26 protein-coding genes and 1 riboswitch are annotated in these 14635 nt (G+C 30.1%); of the genes, 13 read left to right on the forward strand and 13 right to left on the reverse strand.

Annotated features, from left to right (window positions below):
• Positions 1 to 137: 137 nt before the first annotated feature.
• The 5 genes from AC2D8K_RS02940 to AC2D8K_RS02960 all read right to left on the reverse strand — a co-directional run bounded on the left by AC2D8K_RS02940 (position 138) and on the right by AC2D8K_RS02960 (position 2724).
• On the reverse strand, positions 138 to 371 hold the full coding sequence (locus tag AC2D8K_RS02940; protein WP_002450875.1) for a hypothetical protein: 234 nt from the start codon (positions 369 to 371) through the stop codon (positions 138 to 140).
• 228 nt (positions 372 to 599) lie between these two features.
• Positions 600 to 839, reverse strand: a complete 240-nt coding sequence (locus AC2D8K_RS02945; protein WP_002450874.1) for a hypothetical protein — start codon at positions 837 to 839, stop codon at positions 600 to 602.
• A 465-nt stretch (positions 840 to 1304) separates the two neighbouring features.
• On the reverse strand, positions 1305 to 1520 hold the full coding sequence (locus AC2D8K_RS02950; RefSeq protein ID WP_002450873.1) for a hypothetical protein: 216 nt from the start codon (positions 1518 to 1520) through the stop codon (positions 1305 to 1307).
• Between the two features lie 77 nt (positions 1521 to 1597).
• The gene (locus AC2D8K_RS02955; protein WP_002450872.1) at positions 1598 to 1882 is read right to left on the reverse strand and encodes a hypothetical protein; all 285 of its coding nucleotides are present in this window, start codon (positions 1880 to 1882) and stop codon (positions 1598 to 1600) included.
• 89 nt (positions 1883 to 1971) lie between these two features.
• Entirely contained in the window at positions 1972 to 2724 is a 753-nt protein-coding gene (locus AC2D8K_RS02960) for a poly-gamma-glutamate hydrolase family protein (protein ID WP_484697988.1), read from the reverse strand.
• A 263-nt stretch (positions 2725 to 2987) separates the two neighbouring features.
• Here AC2D8K_RS02960 and AC2D8K_RS02965 point away from each other — a divergent pair, with 263 nt between their 5' ends.
• A complete protein-coding gene (locus tag AC2D8K_RS02965; protein ID WP_002450870.1) occupies positions 2988 to 3221 on the forward strand; it encodes a hypothetical protein in 234 nt (77 codons plus the stop codon).
• Between the two features lie 59 nt (positions 3222 to 3280).
• Here AC2D8K_RS02965 and lnsA read toward each other — a convergent pair whose 3' ends face one another.
• From lnsA to tsaA, 3 genes are all read right to left on the reverse strand, one after another.
• Complete coding sequence (gene lnsA / locus AC2D8K_RS02970) at positions 3281 to 3862, reverse strand: lipoprotein N-acylation protein LnsA (RefSeq protein WP_037551972.1); 582 nt, start codon at positions 3860 to 3862, stop codon at positions 3281 to 3283.
• 99 nt (positions 3863 to 3961) lie between these two features.
• Positions 3962 to 4147, reverse strand: coding sequence for a type II toxin-antitoxin system toxin TsaT (gene tsaT / locus AC2D8K_RS02975; protein ID WP_002450868.1), 186 nt, complete (start codon positions 4145 to 4147; stop codon positions 3962 to 3964).
• A gap of 19 nt (positions 4148 to 4166) precedes the next feature.
• Positions 4167 to 4424: a type II toxin-antitoxin system antitoxin TsaA gene (gene tsaA / locus AC2D8K_RS02980; RefSeq protein ID WP_002450867.1), complete on the reverse strand. Its 258-nt coding sequence runs from the start codon at positions 4422 to 4424 to the stop codon at positions 4167 to 4169.
• A gap of 254 nt (positions 4425 to 4678) precedes the next feature.
• Between tsaA and AC2D8K_RS02985 the strand changes: the two genes are divergently transcribed.
• Complete coding sequence (locus AC2D8K_RS02985) at positions 4679 to 4882, forward strand: sterile alpha motif-like domain-containing protein (RefSeq protein WP_002450866.1); 204 nt, start codon at positions 4679 to 4681, stop codon at positions 4880 to 4882.
• Here the strand turns inward: AC2D8K_RS02985 and AC2D8K_RS02990 are convergent.
• Positions 4874 to 5107 carry a hypothetical protein gene (locus AC2D8K_RS02990; protein WP_002450865.1) on the reverse strand — a complete coding sequence of 78 codons (234 nt, stop codon included), beginning with the start codon at positions 5105 to 5107 and terminating at the stop codon, positions 4874 to 4876. The two genes, AC2D8K_RS02985 and AC2D8K_RS02990, sit on opposite strands and share 9 nt — an antisense overlap.
• A gap of 200 nt (positions 5108 to 5307) precedes the next feature.
• Here AC2D8K_RS02990 and AC2D8K_RS02995 point away from each other — a divergent pair, with 200 nt between their 5' ends.
• The gene (locus AC2D8K_RS02995) at positions 5308 to 5898 is read left to right on the forward strand and encodes a histidine phosphatase family protein (RefSeq protein WP_002450864.1); all 591 of its coding nucleotides are present in this window, start codon (positions 5308 to 5310) and stop codon (positions 5896 to 5898) included.
• Positions 5899 to 6027: 129 nt separating this feature from the next.
• Here the strand turns inward: AC2D8K_RS02995 and AC2D8K_RS03000 are convergent, their stop codons facing one another.
• Together AC2D8K_RS03000 and AC2D8K_RS03005 are read right to left on the reverse strand one after the other, a co-directional pair.
• A complete protein-coding gene (locus AC2D8K_RS03000; RefSeq protein ID WP_002450863.1) occupies positions 6028 to 6522 on the reverse strand; it encodes a GNAT family N-acetyltransferase in 495 nt (164 codons plus the stop codon).
• 283 nt (positions 6523 to 6805) lie between these two features.
• Positions 6806 to 7228: an organic hydroperoxide resistance protein gene (locus AC2D8K_RS03005; RefSeq protein WP_002450862.1), complete on the reverse strand. Its 423-nt coding sequence runs from the start codon at positions 7226 to 7228 to the stop codon at positions 6806 to 6808.
• 177 nt (positions 7229 to 7405) lie between these two features.
• On the opposite strand from AC2D8K_RS03005, the gene aroD reads away from it, so the two are divergent.
• The gene (gene aroD, locus AC2D8K_RS03010) at positions 7406 to 8122 is read left to right on the forward strand and encodes a type I 3-dehydroquinate dehydratase (RefSeq protein ID WP_002450861.1); all 717 of its coding nucleotides are present in this window, start codon (positions 7406 to 7408) and stop codon (positions 8120 to 8122) included.
• 77 nt (positions 8123 to 8199) lie between these two features.
• Entirely contained in the window at positions 8200 to 8739 is a 540-nt protein-coding gene (locus AC2D8K_RS03015) for a nitroreductase family protein (RefSeq protein WP_002450860.1), read from the forward strand.
• A gap of 108 nt (positions 8740 to 8847) precedes the next feature.
• Here the strand turns inward: AC2D8K_RS03015 and AC2D8K_RS03020 are convergent, their stop codons facing one another.
• A complete protein-coding gene (locus AC2D8K_RS03020; RefSeq protein WP_002450859.1) occupies positions 8848 to 9171 on the reverse strand; it encodes a thioredoxin family protein in 324 nt (107 codons plus the stop codon).
• 140 nt (positions 9172 to 9311) lie between these two features.
• On the opposite strand from AC2D8K_RS03020, the gene AC2D8K_RS03025 reads away from it, so the two are divergent.
• The 7 genes from AC2D8K_RS03025 to AC2D8K_RS03055 all read left to right on the forward strand — a co-directional run bounded on the left by AC2D8K_RS03025 (position 9312) and on the right by AC2D8K_RS03055 (position 13996).
• Positions 9312 to 9665, forward strand: a complete 354-nt coding sequence (locus AC2D8K_RS03025; RefSeq protein ID WP_002450858.1) for an arsenate reductase family protein — start codon at positions 9312 to 9314, stop codon at positions 9663 to 9665.
• A 176-nt stretch (positions 9666 to 9841) separates the two neighbouring features.
• Positions 9842 to 10222, forward strand: a complete 381-nt coding sequence (gene gcvH, locus AC2D8K_RS03030; RefSeq protein WP_002450857.1) for a glycine cleavage system protein GcvH — start codon at positions 9842 to 9844, stop codon at positions 10220 to 10222.
• A gap of 306 nt (positions 10223 to 10528) precedes the next feature.
• Positions 10529 to 10915, forward strand: a complete 387-nt coding sequence (locus tag AC2D8K_RS03035; RefSeq protein WP_002450856.1) for a toprim domain-containing protein — start codon at positions 10529 to 10531, stop codon at positions 10913 to 10915.
• A complete protein-coding gene (locus AC2D8K_RS03040; RefSeq protein WP_002450855.1) occupies positions 10908 to 11204 on the forward strand; it encodes a thioredoxin family protein in 297 nt (98 codons plus the stop codon). The genes AC2D8K_RS03035 and AC2D8K_RS03040 overlap by 8 nt, the downstream gene beginning before the upstream one ends.
• Before the next feature lie 57 nt (positions 11205 to 11261).
• A riboswitch (SAM riboswitch) is annotated at positions 11262 to 11364 on the forward strand.
• Positions 11365 to 11454: 90 nt separating this feature from the next.
• A complete protein-coding gene (locus AC2D8K_RS03045) occupies positions 11455 to 12480 on the forward strand; it encodes a methionine ABC transporter ATP-binding protein (RefSeq protein ID WP_484697992.1) in 1026 nt (341 codons plus the stop codon).
• Complete coding sequence (locus AC2D8K_RS03050) at positions 12473 to 13168, forward strand: methionine ABC transporter permease (protein WP_002450853.1); 696 nt, start codon at positions 12473 to 12475, stop codon at positions 13166 to 13168. The genes AC2D8K_RS03045 and AC2D8K_RS03050 overlap by 8 nt, the downstream gene beginning before the upstream one ends.
• Before the next feature lie 18 nt (positions 13169 to 13186).
• On the forward strand, positions 13187 to 13996 hold the full coding sequence (locus AC2D8K_RS03055; RefSeq protein ID WP_002467439.1) for a MetQ/NlpA family ABC transporter substrate-binding protein: 810 nt from the start codon (positions 13187 to 13189) through the stop codon (positions 13994 to 13996).
• An 88-nt stretch (positions 13997 to 14084) separates the two neighbouring features.
• On the opposite strand, the gene AC2D8K_RS03060 is transcribed toward AC2D8K_RS03055, so the two are convergent.
• Positions 14085 to 14249, reverse strand: coding sequence for a hypothetical protein (locus AC2D8K_RS03060; RefSeq protein ID WP_002450851.1), 165 nt, complete (start codon positions 14247 to 14249; stop codon positions 14085 to 14087).
• A gap of 161 nt (positions 14250 to 14410) precedes the next feature.
• Between AC2D8K_RS03060 and AC2D8K_RS03065 the strand changes: the two genes are divergently transcribed.
• Positions 14411 to 14581: a CsbD family protein gene (locus AC2D8K_RS03065; RefSeq protein ID WP_171001918.1), complete on the forward strand. Its 171-nt coding sequence runs from the start codon at positions 14411 to 14413 to the stop codon at positions 14579 to 14581.
• Positions 14582 to 14635: the final 54 nt, after the last annotated feature.

The raw sequence follows: 14635 nt of genomic DNA on the forward strand, positions 1-14635 counted from the left end.
TATGCCATTATTTAATTAGAATTATTTAAATATGTAAAACACTCCCAGTTCATTAATGAAATTGGGAGTGTTTAGTATAAATATAATATATAAAACAAAAAACTATCAATCAATGTTAATACTTAATAGATTTTAATTTAAAATTTTGCGTTATGCATAACATTAAGATTAAAAATTTTAGTTTGTCCACAGTTTTCGCAATACGTAGCGAAAGCTTCGATGCCGTTAGATTGATTTGCTGCTGTAGGAATAAAGAACACATCTTCTGAAAATGTAAGTTTAGGATTTGAACAGCAAACTGTACGTCTTCTTGAATTATAGAAACGTTGAATTGTTTCTAGTTCTTCCTGGCTAAATTTTGTGTCTCTCATGTTAACCACATCCTTTCCTCAGTTATGTATATGAATAAGGATTACTATCATAAAGATGTTACAACATGGTTTACGCAAAAATAACAATTGGCTATCTATTAAAGTACAAAATTGATATTAAATAGAGTTTAATACAATTAAGTACAATTTTGTTGGATTTTGCTTAAGTGTTTGAAAAAACAGCTTAAATGTAGTTAACATCTAAGCTGAGATTTTTAAGTACGATGATTAATTTGCTTTATCACCATCTACGCGTTCTTTATTTCCTTTGTCATCTTGAGATTTAGGATTGTCTTTCTTTTTAGCACTATCCTTCACTTTTTTGACTGTATCATCATTACTACTCTTAGAGTCTTTTTTATCTTTTTGTGTTGATTTCTTTTCATCTTGTTTTGAATCATGATCACTTTGACTACATGCACCTAAAACTAAAAAACTACATAGAACCAACCAAAATAATTTTTTCATATAATCCTCCTAAGATTCTTAATTATCTTAAGTTTACTACATATTATTGTTATTTTACATCTTTTTCTTTTTTTAAAATTGTGAATATTTTTATTAATTTGTATAAAGAAATGTAATGATAATTCAAAGTATTTTATTATAATTAAAAAAACGCCAACGTTAACTTTAATAATGACGAAAATTAAAGTTAAGTTGACGCTAACAAGAAGTAATGTTAAACACTCACAAAGTTTAACAAATTAAGATTACCATAAATATAAGCCTTTTACCACTTTATTATATTGATAATTAGAAAAGGAAAATTAAACTTCAAGTTATATATTTTATATAGTTGAATGGAACTTAAAATTACAAAAGATTTAAATTTGAAAATGATATGAGTATTAGAAAAGATGTAAAATCAAAAATATTGTGTATTGTTCAATGTGTGCTATTAAATTTTTGTTTTCTATATTTAGACAACACTTATGAATGATCAAAGATATTTAATTCTGCATTATGAGTATCAGCTGACACATATAGTAGGGGATCATGTACATGGGTAATTTGATTATGTGTGTCGATTTCAGCTAGTATTTTAAAACTTCCGTTGTTTTGTGGTTCAACAATAGAAATTTCATTGTTATTTCGTTGGATTGCAAATTGTCTTTTTGAATGATTGTTAATTTTCCATTCTGCCACGTTCTTTATACCTCCTATAGAGAAATTCATTTCCAAACAAATCGAACATATATTGACTTAATGATAGATGAATTGTATTAGCCAAAACTTTTTTCAATATCAGTAAATGCTTTTGTTGTCATTTTGATATCGTTGATTTGGTTATCTTCAATTTGACCATCAATATAACCGTGTTCAATTAGAACTTTTAAATTTTCAACAAAGTCATCGTAATTTCGATCACAAAAATAATCATCTTGAGTCGTTATAGAATCCTTAAAATGATTGGCTTCTTGTTCGGTTTGTCCATCATTAGAACGTTCCATGTATAATTTATAAAATTTTGCGATGGTATATTTTTGTTCTTTAGTTAGTTCGTCCATATTATTTTCCTCCCCAATATTACACTAAATATCTTTTACCCTATATTTTCAATTTACAAAACGAATTACGCATTCAATTACTGACAAAATTATGACTCTTTTGCTTTTTTGACACCATCTTGAACGGCATTCGCAAATTTATAGAACGTTTTTGTATAATTATCAGGATTAGAACGAACTTTTCTACTTAGCTTATGATTTTTGAAAAACTGTTCTCTTTGTTTTGTGGTTAATTCTAATTGCACACCTGAGTCATTTTCATTCTCATTGACAAAGTTTTTAGACGATTTGGCATCAATCTCATTTGGGCTTTCTTTAACAGTAAATCCTTTATGTCGAAGTGATTTGGCTATAGATTTGGCCATTTTTTTATCTTTACCACCAACAAAAACGATAGAGTCATCCCCTGAAAAACCATGTATTGAAACAGTTTGCTCAGCAGTTTTTAACATTGGATGTAATTTAGGTTCGTCATAATTTGTAGATGTAATGTGAAGTTGATCATTATTTTTCTTACGTAACCCTTCAAATGAATAGAAATCATAGTGACCTACATTAGAAATACGGCGCGCAAGTTCTGTTGTCCCTGGTTCAATACCGCCACCATGTATGGCAGTGACTAAAATATCGTGATGTTTACGCTCTTTTGTGACAATTCTCCAGTCCTTATGCTCTTTGGTATTTGTTTTAAGTTCTTGAAAATTATTGTATCGATCTAAATTCGATTGATTCATGTTTTTTCGTGTATTATAAAATATTAAAGCCACAATCAAGATTGCGATGACTATTAATATGATTGATAAATAGTACAATTTAGTATAAAGACTCATGTTCCTTTTCATACTCTCTCCTTAATAATCAATTTTTGATTTATAAATCATATCAATTTTTTAATACGTTTAACAAGTAATTTGACTACAACTACATATTAATTATATTAATTAAAATATTTCGAAAAACCTAAAAATACGAAATAATAATAACTTCAATTATATCAAGGCGTCCACTATAAGATTCTTTTTATTTAGTTAATGTAAAATAACGCTAAATATTAACAATTTCTTAATGTTAACGTGGTAATATGTAGTTAAAGGGATGTGATGATATGGATAAAGAATTATTAAGACGATATTTAAATGACGATGGTTTCAAAGCAGTTGCGGTAGTATTTGGGAATAAACGTGTCATTTTAGAAAACGATATCCACGTTGATTATGAACATGAGGTCATTATTTATCCTATGAAGAATTGCACAAGAATTATTCCATTTGGGGCGATATCTTATCTTGATTTATTAGAAAAAAATGACCAGTTTGTTAATTATTTTAAAGAAGTCTAATCGCATGAATAAACGCCTTACTCATCATTTGTAAAATGACTTAAATAGAGTAGGGCGTTTTAATATGTTTTCACTAATTTTAAATGGTATTCGTCTGTAAAGTTATCTTTAAGTGCATAAGGTGAAATGATATACATACCGTGGTCGGTTACTGCATTTTGACTTACACCTTCTTTATAGGCTTGGTAGATAATTTTTGTGCAGTAAGTGAAATGTTTACTTTTAAGATTTAATGTTACTAAATATCTATGATCAGTATTTTCGTAGTTATCTTTAGTCCATTGAGCAGCCTTTTCACCAGCGCCAGGCTTTGCACAACGGTATATTTTAATCCAGTCATCTTTACCTTCACCAAATCTTGATTTAAATGATTCAAATGATTCAGTGATAGGTTTGTCACCAGGGCCTTCAATTTGCAATACGGTATCATGATCAATGGCAATGCTTGAATGACCAAAAAAGCCGAATAAGACAGGACCTTTAGTTATAATGATATCTCCAGGTTGCAGTTGGAAGTCTTGTTTTGATTTGGACATAGAAGTATCTTCGGCATTAGCAATATTGCTATGCAAAGGTGGTAAGGTCAAGCATATATTGAGGATTATAGTAAAAATTAATATGTATACGAACTTTTTATACAATGATTAAAGGCTCCTTTATAAATGTAAAATACATAAAAATTAATATAGTATTAAAATAAAACGTTCAGCTACAAGGCAACTGAACGTATTTTTTCAGGACTAGAGTCCGAATAACAATGTATAAATCAACATTGCTAATCCAAAAATGAAGAATACAATGGTGAAACCAAGATAAGATTCCTTCTTAGATTCTTTTTTAGTTTTAAGCATGATAGCTAGAATGATTGCGCCAGCTATGATAAATATAAGTGAAAGCCAAAAAAGAATTGTAAAATGCAAGCTCATTTTTTAACCTCCTATCTCTTTAAAGAAAATCATAAAAAATTGGATAAATGTAATACAGTGTAAGAATAATATTAATAAAGAAAAGAACTTCACTTAATAAGTCCTTAATGGTAATAGCAATAGTAAAGCTAATCATCATAATCAAACCGCATACAATTAATCCAGGCACTAACCACAAGGTTTCGTCTAGGTTTGTATTATAAGTAATAATCACATTAAAAATAATAAGTAATATCGTTAAAATGATATTGATTGCATGTAAAATGTATCGTTTCATAGGTGCTTCACCTCTGGAAAATGCATCTTTGATTTTAAAACTCTTATTCTTATCATATCATTAATTGAGATTTGGTAAATATAGAAATGATATAACTATCGATTAAATGTGAATAAAAAATGAGAAATTAATTGAAGAAATATTAAAAATTAATAAAAAATGTGCAAAATTGAATTTTGCACATTTACAATCTCGAGTTTTCTGATAAGATTAAATACAAATCAGCTATAGATTAAGATAAGGGGGTATGTGATATGACATTTTATGATTTTATTATAGGTTTTATTAATGATGATACACCATTTGGAAGTTTAGCTAACTATATTAATAAAGATCACAAATTCCCAAAAGATGAGAAAAATAAGTATGTTATTCGATCGTATGTGTTATCTAATTATAAGGACCCTCAACTTATTGAAAGCACCAATAGAGCGATTAGTTTATATCAATTAACTTAAGTAATACCAATTTTGTTGGTTTAAAGCATGCCAAACGTCTTTCGTTTTAAAATTAATATCATTATTTTTGATACTAAACGGCTTTATGATGTCGTTATCTAACCAGGTGTTAATGAGCTCATTTGGTACGCCGTCTAATAACATATCACTCTTACTAACAATAAAACATTCCCAATCAAGTGATACATTTTGCGGGTTCACATAATTGTAATCATGAGACTCCATTTTATTTAACACTCCTTTAACAAATGTAAATCTAGTGTTAAGTTATACCCTTTTTATGGGTAGCCAAACCCTATTAAACAGTTAATTTATCAATAAATTGTTGATTTACTAACGGTTTTAGTAGTGATTTAATGGTATTAGATAAACAACTCGTTGTAATCGAATGAATTGTGAATAGTAGTTTAGTAGAGGTGTAAAAATTGACAAAGATTTTATATTTAATGAGACATGGTCAAACAGTTTTTAATTTAAAGGGTAAAATTCAAGGGGCAAGTGATTCCCCCTTAACAGACCGTGGAATTGAACAAGCTCAAGCCGCTGCTCGTTATTTTAAGAATAATAAGATTGAATTTGATGCCTTATTTACATCTTCTCAGGAAAGAGCGTGTGATACACTTGAGAATGCTGTACCTAACCATCAACAAAAATATGTTCGGTTAAAAGGTTTAAAAGAATGGCATTTTGGTGTATTTGAGGGAGAGAGTATTGAATTACTTAAGAAAATCAAACAGCCTAAAACGCTTTATGGAGATTATGTAGTTCCTTTCGGTGGAGAGTCACGTTTACAAGTAGAACAACGTATGACAGATACACTAACTGAAATTATGGAACATCATAGTGGTAAAACAACGTTAGCTGTAAGTCACGGTAGCACTATAGGACTTTTCATTAGAAAGTGCTTGGGTTATGAAGAGGGCAGTTCGTATGACATAGGAAATTGTCATATTTTAAAATTTGAATATCAAGATGGACAATTTAATTTTATTGAATTGATCGATCCTACTATATAAAAATAAGCTCGACGTTGCAATTTTGGCAATGTTGAGCTTTAAATGTATCTTATAGCGTGAATCTGTTTTAAATATTTAAATGAATAGTGTGTGCATTGTTCATTTATACTTTTTAATCAAACGCAAATATTAGCTATTTCTCAAATCATAAGATAACCAATGTTCATCAAAGTATTCGTCACCAATTTTACTAGCATTTTTCTCAAAACCAAGATTTTCAAATCCTAGAGAACTAAAAAATACTTTAGCACTGATGTTACTAGAAGTAACGGATGTAAGTATCGTTTCTAAGTTCTTTTGATCCGCATAATGAATAATATAATTGATTAATTCTCTGTTAATTACTTCGTCATTATCTTTTACAAAGTTATTTAAGATGATTGCTTTGTGTTGTTTACCTACATATTTACTTTGTCTCAATGTTGCAGTTGCAACTAGAACATCATCTTCAAAAGCACCAAAAACATTGATATGACTAGTTTCTGAAGATAAAATTTTTGTCAAAGCATCGTCGGATACGTGATCCAAATAATAGCGATCCCATGAATATGTGTGGTGTTCCCCTGATAAAAGTGTTTTATATGATGCTAAATCATCTAAGGTTAATGTACGTATGTTGTTCATAGTGACCTCCTGATTCAAAGGGTTGATTAATTTGAAGTAGCTAATTAATTACATAATAAAATATTTAATAAAAACTTTCAATAATAATTTAAAAACAGGCAAAAACACTTTTAACAACTTTGATAAAATAATTATTTAATTACTTGTTTGCATATATTATATATTCAGTATACCAAAATTATTGGTAGGATGGGGGAAATTACTTAAAGAGTTAATATAAAAAATAGGCACGTTCAACTATGAACGTGCCTTTCGTATTCAATCTTTTAAACGCTATTTTTATTTAGTCTTCTACTTTAACATTTAAATTAACATCGATATTACCGCGTGTTGCTTTAGAATATGGGCAAAAGTCATGTGCGTCTTGAAGATATTTTTCTGCATCTTCTTGAGATAATACATTCTTCACTTTTGCATCAATATCTACGCTTAATTTTGGACTTTCAGCGTCTGGATCATCTTCTAATCTTACTGTAAGAGTTACTTCTGGTTCTGCATCACGTACTTTGTTTTGTTTTAAGATTAAATCAAAAGCACCATTAAAGCATGATGCATAACCTGCAGCAAATAGTTGCTCAGGATTTGTTGCTTTACCATCTGCTTGTTGAGGTGGTAATACATCTACATTTATCGCATTATCATCAGTTTGAACGTGTCCTTTACGTCCACCAACGTTTGTTGCTTTAGTTTCATATTGAACTGCCATATATGATTACCTCCTATATTTTGTATATATTATTTTTATACCCGCAAATATTTATCTCAATCATATATAAATCTTTTTCTAAGATGTACTAAGCAATCGCGCTTTATGGCGGTTTGATATGATTTGGTTTAAAATAATAAACAATAAATGATGTATTGAATGAAATGAGGGATTGATATGAGCAAGGTAGATATAGCCGTAACGATTGCGCCTGAAGATGCAACGATAAGTGATTTGTTTAAAGATTTAGAGTTCTATCAAGATAGTATTGATATTATTGAATTAAGGATAGATCAATGGACTGATGTTACAGGAGTTAAACAAGTTATCAATGAGTTAAAGGAATTGCCATTTGAATTTAAAGTATTAATCACATATAGATCTAATTCCCAAGGAGGTAAGGGTCATGTGAATGAAATGGAATATCAAAATGTGATTCAAAAGCTTATTAATGAATCAGGATATGAGATGTTAGACATTGAATGGGATGACAAAAAAGATAAAAATACTTATTTATCATTCATAAATAAGGCACATCAAAAAGGCATTCAAGTGGTACTATCACATCATAATTTTAATGAAACACCGTCATTAGAAGAATTAAAATTCACTTATTATAAAATGCATCAATTTGAAGCAGACTATTTAAAAGTGGCTGTCATGCCAAATGACGAAAAAGATGTATTACATCTATTAGAAGCGGTCAAAGACTCTGCTGATGCTTTAAATCAACATATTATTGGCATAGCAATGTCTGATATTGGCATAGTTAGTCGCACGGCACAGGGCGTATTTGGTGGTACTGTATCCTATGGTTGCTTAAATGAACCGCAAGCTCCAGGACAAATTCACATAGAAGAATTGAAAAAACAAATAGATTTCTATAATAAGTAAGTAGACAATTTGAACAAAGCCTAAATATAATTTATAATTGATAAAGATTATCAATGAACGAAGAAGGAGCGATATGATTGGAACTACAAGATGCAATATCAAATAGAAGAAGCGTCAAGAAGTTTAAACACGATATGACTATCGATGATAATGCTTTATATGAAGCTATAGAAAAAGCTACCGATGCTCCTAACCATGGTATGAGAGAACCTTGGCGAGTTGTACATGTTTCTAAAGATAGATTAGGAAATATGAGTGAAGATATTACACGCTTTGCTTTCCCAAATAGTCCTGAAAAGCGAGCAGATCATTATGATAAAGTGACGAAATTAGGCGGTATGTTGTTGTTGATTATGAAAGCTGATCCAAGACAACGTCAAAATAGAGAAAATTACTTTGCATTCGGTGCATTTGCCCAAAATTTAATGTTATTACTTTATGAAGCGGGTATCGGTACATGTTGGAAATCGCCTGCATATATTTTTGAACCTAAAATACGTAAAGCATTAAATATTGAAGATGATGAAATTTTAGCAGGATTCTTATATCTAACCGATTTAGAAGAACCAATGACAAAAGCTAAACGTAAGAATAGAGATTTAATCTCAGAGTATTAAAGTGATTATATAGAGCTATAATCAAATAAGGTCGAGACCATAACTAAGTCATAAACCATAAAGTGGTTACTTATGATACTTAATTAGTGTCTCGACCATTTTTGTATATTATTTATTGAATGTTTCGTCTAAGAATGATTCTACTTGTTCAGGTGATTTAGCGTTTGCTGAGTGTAAATGAGCTAACTTTTCACCATTTTTAAATACTAAAATACTTGGAATACCCATAACATCATTTTCAGCAGTTACATCTTCTAATTCATCACGATTAACAGTATACCATTCATAATCTTTATATTTTTCAACGATAGGGTCTATCCACATATCCATTGCTTTACAATCAGGGCACCAGCCTGCTTCGAATTTGACGATGACAGGTTGATCGTTTTGGACAGTGTTGTTAAATTGTTCAGTTGTTTTAATACTTTCCATTTATAAAAGCTCCTTTGAAAAAGTTTAGTAAATTTATTATAACGGATGGAAATACTTAAATAAAAAAATAAGCTTAAAAAGTAGAGCGTTTTCTAAAATAACATGATATATTGGATTTAAGAGATAAAGGAGGCAAATCGATGATTAAATTTTACCAATATGCTAATTGTACAACTTGCAAAAAAGCAGCTAAATTTTTAGATGAATACGGTGTAAGTTATGAACCTATTGATATCGTTCAACATACACCTACGAAAAATGAATTTAAAGAAATAGTAGATAAAACTGGTGTAGATACTAAAAAATTATTTAATACGCACGGTGCTAAATATCGTGAATTAGATTTAAAAAATAAATTAAATGACTTATCAGACGAAGAACGTTTTGAATTACTTGCTTCAGATGGCATGTTAGTGAAACGTCCGTTAGCTATATTAGGTGATAAGATTACATTAGGCTTTAAAGAAGAAGAATATAAAAATACTTGGTTATAAAAGTAGATTGTTTCAAATTATAAAAAGTGAACTTTCATTTTAATAAAGTTATAAAAATAGCAATTTACATTTTTAAACCCGAATATTTTAAGGTTTAAAATTTTTAGATAATAGTTGATTGATAATTGCGGGTATGGCATCATTAAAATGTACTTAAAATTAGGAGGGGATTTATCGTGGCAGTACCAAACGAATTTAAATACTCTAAAGAACACGAATGGGTTAAAGTTGAAGGAAATGTAGCGACAATTGGTATTACTGAATATGCTCAAAATGAGTTAGGTGATATCGTATTCGTTGAATTACCTGAAACTGATGATGAATTAAACGAAGGCGACACTTTCGGTAGTGTTGAATCTGTAAAAACTGTATCTGAATTATATGCACCAATTACTGGTAAAGTAGTTGAAGTTAATGAAGAATTAGAAGATAGTCCTGAATTTGTAAACGAATCACCATATGAAAAAGCATGGATGGTTAAAGTAGAAATTAGCGACGAAAGCCAAATTGACGAATTATTATCAGCAGATCAATATTCAGAAATGATTGGCGAATAATATTAGTAAACTCCTCGATCTCGTATCAAGGAGTTTTTTTAGTGTTTTTTAAATCTTTAGATTTTGGAAACACTTATGCCATTGCGAAAGCAAAGGCGACCCGAATGCAAGGAATATATAAGCAAGAGTACATACAATTTGATGAACTTAGATTAAAAAACATTTATGACATTTGTAAAAATGATATTAACAGTGTAATAAAATGGTTAATTCATTTTAAGTTTTTGCAGTATATGTTTTATAAGCAGAATCCTCGTGGAAATGAATAGTGATAGTTAATTTTCGATTTTTAAAGGGTGAATACTTATGACTATTGTGAACAAAGTAATCATTGTTGAAGGTAAATCTGATAAAAAACGAGTGCAGCAAGTCATCGCAGAACCGGTAAGTATTATCTGTACGCATGGTACTATGAGTATAGATAAGATCGATGATATGATAGAATCACTTTATGGTAAACAAGTTTTCGTCTTAGCTGATTCAGATGACGAAGGGGATCGAATTAGAAAATGGTTCAAACGATATTTAAGTGAGTCTGAACATATTTTTGTAGATAAAACATTTTGCGAAGTGGCAAACTGTCCTAAAAATTATTTAGCACATGTACTTACCAAACATGGATTTAATTGCAAGAAAGAGAAATCCCTTATACCTAATTTAAAAACTGAAAGGTTAGTTTTAGTGAATGAGTAAATCTATAGAAATAGACGATGTGACAGAAAATTTTGGAGAAGAAAAACATCTTATTTTCGGGTATACGCCAACATGTGGGACGTGTAAAGTGTCTGAAAGAATGTTGGATATAGCAAATGAAATCTTGAAACTCCCCGTTAAGAAAATCGATATGAACTTTCATCCGAAATTTAGTGAAACACATCAAATTATGTCAGTACCAGTATTAATGTTAATGAATAAGGATAAAGAAGTGAAAAGGTTGTATGCATTTAGGTCTGTTCCTTATTTGTTAGAAAATTTAAAATAATTATTGACGAATCTCTACCGTGATGGTAGGATTAAATAAAATTAAATCATGCAAACACTCTTATCGAGAGAGGTGGAGGGATGTGCCCTACGAAGCCCGGCAACCGTCTTATATAGAAATGGTGCCAATTCACATAAAGGTAAACTTTAGAAGATGAGAGAAAGATATTTTAAAATGCTTTCTCAAACAGTCTAAAGTTTTGAGGAAGCATTTTTTAATTTGTATTAGTTATAAACAAGGAGGCATTAACGTGATTGAGTTAAAACAAATCGTGAAACGATATCATACGAAAAATAAAGACGTACTCGCTGTAGATCACGTTGATTTAAACATTCAATCCGGTTCCATTTTTGGGGTGATTGGTTTTTCTGGAGCAGGTAAGAGTACTTTAATTAGAATGTTTAATAATTTAGAAGCACCCACTTCTGGAGAAGTTATTATTGATGGAGATAATATAAGTCAATTATCGAAGTCAGATTTACGTAAGAAACGCCAAAAAGTAAGTATGATTTTCCAACATTTTAATTTACTATGGTCGAGAACAGTTCTTAAAAATATTACATTCCCACTAGAAATTGCAGGCTTATCTAGAGGAGAAGCTAAACGTAAGGCCAATGAATTAATAGAACTTGTAGGGTTGAAAGGTCGAGAAAATGCATATCCATCTGAGTTGTCTGGTGGACAAAAACAAAGAGTGGGTATTGCTAGAGCATTAGCCAATGATCCGACAGTATTGCTTTGTGATGAAGCAACGAGTGCACTTGATCCTCAAACTACAGATGAAATTTTAGACTTATTATTAAAAATACGTGAGCAACAAAATTTAACAATCGTGTTAATCACGCATGAAATGCAAGTCATTCGCCGAATATGTGATGAAGTTGCAGTTATGGAAAACGGACGAGTGATAGAACAAGGTCAAATAAGCCAGGTATTTGAAAATCCACAACACGAAGTAACACGACGATTTGTAAAAGATGATTTAAATGAGGATTTTGAAGAATCATTAGATGCATTAGAACCATTAGATAACAATGCATACATAGTTCGATTAAACTTTAACGGTGAAAATACAACTCAACCGATTATATCGTACATTACGAAAACACATCAGATTGAAGTCAACATTTTGGAAGCTGACATTAAGAATACAAGAAATGGTACGTTAGGATTTTTAGTCGTCCATATACCTTTTATAAGTTCTGAAAATTTTGAAGTTTTCAAAAATAATCTTCATGAGAAACATGTGAATGTGGAGGTGTTAAGACATGGGTAAGTCAGTTGGAGAAATACTCCAAGAAATGATTACAATGCCAAACGTCCAATGGCCAGAAGTTTGGCAAGCCATTGTTGAAACACTTTATATGACTGTTGTATCAACAATATTTGCTTTTATATTTGGATTGATTTTAGGTGTTTTATTATTTTTATCAGCTAAGAGTCATTCGAAAGTTGCAAGAATTTTTTATTCAATTGTTTCATTTATAGTGAACTTATTTAGAGCGATACCGTTCATCATTTTAATTCTTTTATTAATACCATTTACAAGTGTTGTATTAGGTACAATAAGTGGTCCAACAGGTGCATTGCCTGCCTTAATCATAGGTGCAGCGCCATTCTATGCTAGATTAGTAGAAATTGCTTTCAAAGAAATAGATAAAGGGGTAATTGAAGCAGCATGGTCTATGGGTGCTAATACTTGGACTGTAGTAAGAAAAGTATTACTACCTGAAGCAATGCCGGCGTTAGTATCAGGCTTGACAGTAACAGCAATTGCATTAGTAGGATCTACAGCAATTGCCGGCGTTATTGGTGCGGGTGGTTTAGGTAACTTAGCATACTTAACTGGTTTCACTCGAAATCAAAATGACGTTATTTTAGTTTCAACAGTTTTCATCTTAATTATTGTATTCATCATCCAATTTATTGGTGATTGGGTTACAAATAAAATTGATAAACGCTAAAGAAAAGGGGATAAATCAATGAAGAAAATTTTAGGTATTTTATTATTACTATCTTTAACCGTAGCATTAGCAGCATGTGGAGGTAAGGATGATGACAAGACGATTAAAGTCGGAGCTTCACCTGCACCACACGCAGAAATTCTAGAAAAAGCCAAACCATTATTAGAGAAAAAAGGTTATAAATTAGATATTCAAACAATCAATGACTATACAACGCCTAACAAATTATTAGATAAAGGTGAATTAGATGCCAACTTCTTCCAACACACACCTTACTTAAAAACTGAAAGTAAAGAAAAAGGATACAAAATTGAGTCAGCTGGTGACGTAGAATTAGAACCAATGGCAGTTTACTCTAAAAAATATAAAAGTTTAAAAGATTTACCTAAAGGCGCAACAGTATACGTATCTAACAACCCTGCAGAACAAGGTCGTTTCCTTAAATTCTTCGTGGATGAAGGATTAATTAAAATTAAAAAAGGTGTTAAAATTGAAGATGCAAAATTCAGTGACATCACTGAAAATAAAAAAGATATCAAATTTAATAACAAACAATCAGCAGAATTCTTGCCTAAAATCTATCAAAAACAAGATGCAGATGCAGTGATTATTAACTCAAACTATGCTATTGATCAAAAATTAAATCCTAAAAAAGATTCAATCGCATATGAAAAAGCTAAAGATAATCCATATGCTAACTTAATCGCAGTTAAAGATGGACATAAAGATGATAAGAAAATTAAAGAATTAATGAAAGTTTTACGTTCAAAAGAAATTAAAGACTACATTAATAAAAAATATGATGGTGCCGTTGTGCCTGCAGAATAATGATTGAAACAGTAAAATCCTCAAGACGAAAATGCTTGAGGATTTTTGTATATTTAAATGTTGATTCAATCCATAGTTATCCAATAGCTCATTTTAATATGTTATAAAATAACAATATTAATGAAGCAATGAGTAGAAGTACAGAAGGTAACATGGCATTATGATTAGGCTTAGTGAATTGATTTTTAATAATTAAAATTAAAGATATTAATATTAATAAAGTTGCTAATAAATGAATGATCAATACTAACATTAAACCACTCCTTTCTTGCAAGCATAACATAATGAAAAAGGCATTATTTTCATAATAAACACTCAATTAATATAAATTTTTTGATAATAAATGTTTATATAGTACGAATAGTGGTATAAATTAATCATAATAACTTACAAAATAAATTCTAGGAGGAATTCATCATGGCTGAAGATAAATTCGAACAAGCAAAAGGTAATGTAAAAGAAACTGTAGGTAACGTAACTGATAATGAAAACCTTGAAAAAGAAGGTAAAGAAGATAAAGCTTCTGGTAAAGTTAAAGAAGCAGTAAATAACGTTATCGACAAAGTAAAAGGTAACAAAGAATAATTAATAAATAATCAAAAGGCTCTCATACACCAAAGTGTTTGAGAGCCTTTCTTT

The sequence above is a fragment of the Staphylococcus sp. 510 genome (assembly GCF_057219715.1).

Excerpts from the sequence above, each read along its gene's own strand:
- aroD (WP_002450861.1), top strand. The coding sequence starts at position 7,406 with ATGAGCAAGGTAGATATAGCCGTAACGATTGCGCCTGAAGATGCAACG.
- AC2D8K_RS03055 (WP_002467439.1), top strand. The coding sequence starts at position 13,187 with ATGAAGAAAATTTTAGGTATTTTATTATTACTATCTTTAACCGTAGCA.
- AC2D8K_RS03020 (WP_002450859.1), bottom strand. The coding sequence starts at position 9,171 with ATGGAAAGTATTAAAACAACTGAACAATTTAACAACACTGTCCAAAAC.
- AC2D8K_RS03000 (WP_002450863.1), bottom strand. The coding sequence starts at position 6,522 with ATGAACAACATACGTACATTAACCTTAGATGATTTAGCATCATATAAA.
- AC2D8K_RS03060 (WP_002450851.1), bottom strand. The coding sequence starts at position 14,249 with ATGTTAGTATTGATCATTCATTTATTAGCAACTTTATTAATATTAATA.
- AC2D8K_RS02985 (WP_002450866.1), top strand. The coding sequence starts at position 4,679 with ATGACATTTTATGATTTTATTATAGGTTTTATTAATGATGATACACCA.
- tsaT (WP_002450868.1), bottom strand. The coding sequence starts at position 4,147 with ATGAGCTTGCATTTTACAATTCTTTTTTGGCTTTCACTTATATTTATC.
- AC2D8K_RS03050 (WP_002450853.1), top strand. The coding sequence starts at position 12,473 with ATGGGTAAGTCAGTTGGAGAAATACTCCAAGAAATGATTACAATGCCA.
- AC2D8K_RS02990 (WP_002450865.1), bottom strand. The coding sequence starts at position 5,107 with ATGGAGTCTCATGATTACAATTATGTGAACCCGCAAAATGTATCACTT.
- AC2D8K_RS02960 (WP_484697988.1), bottom strand. The coding sequence starts at position 2,724 with ATGAAAAGGAACATGAGTCTTTATACTAAATTGTACTATTTATCAATC.
- AC2D8K_RS03005 (WP_002450862.1), bottom strand. The coding sequence starts at position 7,228 with ATGGCAGTTCAATATGAAACTAAAGCAACAAACGTTGGTGGACGTAAA.
- AC2D8K_RS02965 (WP_002450870.1), top strand. The coding sequence starts at position 2,988 with ATGGATAAAGAATTATTAAGACGATATTTAAATGACGATGGTTTCAAA.
- tsaA (WP_002450867.1), bottom strand. The coding sequence starts at position 4,424 with ATGAAACGATACATTTTACATGCAATCAATATCATTTTAACGATATTA.
- AC2D8K_RS03025 (WP_002450858.1), top strand. The coding sequence starts at position 9,312 with ATGATTAAATTTTACCAATATGCTAATTGTACAACTTGCAAAAAAGCA.
- AC2D8K_RS03040 (WP_002450855.1), top strand. The coding sequence starts at position 10,908 with ATGAGTAAATCTATAGAAATAGACGATGTGACAGAAAATTTTGGAGAA.
- AC2D8K_RS02945 (WP_002450874.1), bottom strand. The coding sequence starts at position 839 with ATGAAAAAATTATTTTGGTTGGTTCTATGTAGTTTTTTAGTTTTAGGT.
- AC2D8K_RS03035 (WP_002450856.1), top strand. The coding sequence starts at position 10,529 with ATGACTATTGTGAACAAAGTAATCATTGTTGAAGGTAAATCTGATAAA.
- AC2D8K_RS02940 (WP_002450875.1), bottom strand. The coding sequence starts at position 371 with ATGAGAGACACAAAATTTAGCCAGGAAGAACTAGAAACAATTCAACGT.
- AC2D8K_RS02955 (WP_002450872.1), bottom strand. The coding sequence starts at position 1,882 with ATGGACGAACTAACTAAAGAACAAAAATATACCATCGCAAAATTTTAT.